The 2,204-nt window shown below is 68.0% G+C and carries 2 protein-coding genes and 2 pseudogenes; 2 read left to right on the top strand and 2 right to left on the bottom strand.

Annotated features, from left to right (window positions below):
• Positions 1-299 (bottom strand): annotated as a pseudogene (locus VJ655_RS20630) (hypothetical protein); the annotation flags it as partial.
• Positions 300-400: 101 nt separating this feature from the next.
• Between VJ655_RS20630 and VJ655_RS20625 the strand changes: the two are divergent.
• Both VJ655_RS20625 and VJ655_RS20620 read left to right on the top strand, forming a co-directional pair.
• Positions 401-964 (top strand): DUF924 family protein, encoded by a 564-nt coding sequence (locus VJ655_RS20625; RefSeq protein ID WP_324114415.1) that lies wholly within the window; start codon positions 401-403, stop codon positions 962-964.
• Positions 965-1,038: 74 nt separating this feature from the next.
• Positions 1,039-1,986 (top strand): SH3 domain-containing protein, encoded by a 948-nt coding sequence (locus tag VJ655_RS20620; RefSeq protein ID WP_324114413.1) that lies wholly within the window; start codon positions 1,039-1,041, stop codon positions 1,984-1,986.
• A 7-nt stretch (positions 1,987-1,993) separates the two neighbouring features.
• On the opposite strand, the pseudogene VJ655_RS21160 reads toward VJ655_RS20620, so the two are convergent.
• Positions 1,994-2,098 (bottom strand): annotated as a pseudogene (locus VJ655_RS21160) (hypothetical protein); the annotation flags it as partial.
• Between the last annotated feature and the right edge of the window lie 106 nt (positions 2,099-2,204).

Raw genomic sequence — 2,204 nt, 5'->3', positions numbered from 1 at the left:
TGGGGTTGAGCCTGCGGCTGGGTCTGGGGCGGTTGCGGGCGTTCGCCCCCGCGATTCCAGCCGCTGTCGCCGCCCGGTCGGTTCCAGCCGCTGTCCGGCTGGCGCGGTCCGCCGCGATCACCACCGCGATCCTGCCAGCGTTCGCCGCGATCGCCGCCGCCTCGCTCCGGGCGCGGGCCGCCGTCACGCTGTTGCTGCGCCTGCTGCTGCTGTTGAGCGACAACCGCCCCCGCCGCGCCGGCCTGAGCCGCGCCGCCAAGCAACGAAAGCGCCAAGGCGGTCGTGATCAGACGTTTCATTTCTTGCTCCGAAGGGCCTTGAGGCAGGCCCGGGCTTGTCCCTTGATAGCAATCTCGGACTCGCCGGATGAACCGAGCTTGAATGGAAGGCTAGAGGACTCCTGATGAGCGCGCATCCCAACGACGTTGTCGGTTTCTGGCGCCAGGCGGGCCCGTCCAAGTGGTTCGCCAAGGACCGCGGTTTCGACTCCGCGATCGCCCTGAAGTTCGAGCAGACCCACTACCGCGCCTCGATGCGCCGGTACGACGCCTGGGCGCATACGGCCGAGGGATCGCTGGCCCTGCTCATCCTGCTCGATCAGTTTCCGCGCAACATGTACCGCAACACGCCCCACGCCTTCGCCACCGATCCGCTGGCGCGCATGTTCGCCCGCGCCGCGATCGCCGCCGGACAGGATCACGACCCGGCCATCGCGCCCGACCTGCGGCCCTTCTTCTACCTGCCGTTCGAGCATTCGGAATCGCTGGTCGACCAGGAGTTCAGCGTCCAGCTGTTCGCCAGCCTGCAGGCCGACACCGGCGACGAGGAGTCGATGAAGTACGCCCTGATCCACCGCGACATCATCGCCCGGTTTGGTCGCTTCCCCCATCGAAACGCCGGCCTTGGTCGCGAGACCACCGCCGCCGAACAAGAGTTCCTCGACGAAGGCGGGTTCGCAGGCTAACGGCGCCGTAACTTGGCGCGGCCGGAGCTCATCTATAGGGTGCGCCGGCTCTTACGTTCGGGGAACACGACACTATGAAAGCCTTCCACAGCGCCCTGGCCATGGGCCTGGCGCTCTCCGCGATCACGCCCGCCACGACCTTCGCCCAGGCCAAGGCCACCAAGGGTCAGCAGATGCAGACCCAGGCCTCGTCCGAGGTCCCCCACTGCGCGCGCAAGCTGGGCACGCTGTCGATCGTGGACGGAGACGATTCCAGCGGCTGGACGCAGTACAACCTGGCCTCGCCGCAGAAGGTGCTGCGCGCGATCGTCCAGCGCTCGGGCTGCTTCAATCTGGTGGATCGCGGCGCGGGTCTCGGCGCGGCCCAGAAGGAACGCGAGATCGGCGGCAATCTCGGCCTGCAGCGCGGCTCCAACGTCGGCCAGGGCCAGGTCAAGGCGGCCGACTATGTTCTGGTCGCCGAGGTTCAAGGCAGCAACAGCAACGCCAGCGGCGGCGCTGTCGCCGGCGCTCTGGGCGGCATCATCGGCGGGCGCGTCGGCGGCCTGGTCGGCGGCATCAAGACCAAGAAGCTGGAAGCCAACACCGTCCTGTCGCTGACCAACGTTCGCACCACCGAGACCATGTCGGTGTCGGAAGGCTACGCCGTGAAGAACGACATCGGCTGGGGCGCCGGCGGCGGCTACGGCTTCGCCGGCGCGGTCGGCGGCGGCTACGAGGACACCGACATCGGCCGCATCGTCACCCTGTCGTTCATCAACGCCTATTCGAAGATGATCGGCGACCTGGGCCTGCTGTCGGAAGCCGGTCCGGCCGCCGCGGCCGCGCCGCAGAAGACCTTCGCGGCCCTGCGCCCGATCGCCCTGCGCGCCACGCCGGCCGCCGCCGGCAAGCTGATCCGCACCCTCCCCACCGGCGCCGCCGTCTACCCGACCGGCAACAAGCAGGAGATGTGGTGGGAAGTGGCCGACGAGAACGACAACGTCGGCTGGGTGCTGAACACCGGTCTCGCGCCGAAGTAAGAAACCCAATCTCGTCATCCCGGACAGCCCGCGGGGCTGATCCGGGACCCAGGGGCCGGCGCGATGCATTTGCCCCTGGGTCCCGGCTCTCCGCTTCGCTACGGCCGGGATGACGAGGGTTTTCCGCCAAGATACCCACAAGAAATTGTGGCTTAGGTCCGACTATCCCCTACTGATGGTGGTAAGGTCAGCGCGTTCCTGCGGAGTGAGGCCATGAC

Origin of the sequence: Caulobacter sp. (assembly GCF_035254145.1) — a bacterium.
In the GTDB taxonomy this organism is placed as follows: domain Bacteria; phylum Pseudomonadota; class Alphaproteobacteria; order Caulobacterales; family Caulobacteraceae; genus Caulobacter.
Note: the sequence above shows the minus strand (reverse complement) of the source record. Positions and strands in the feature narration are given on the sequence as shown.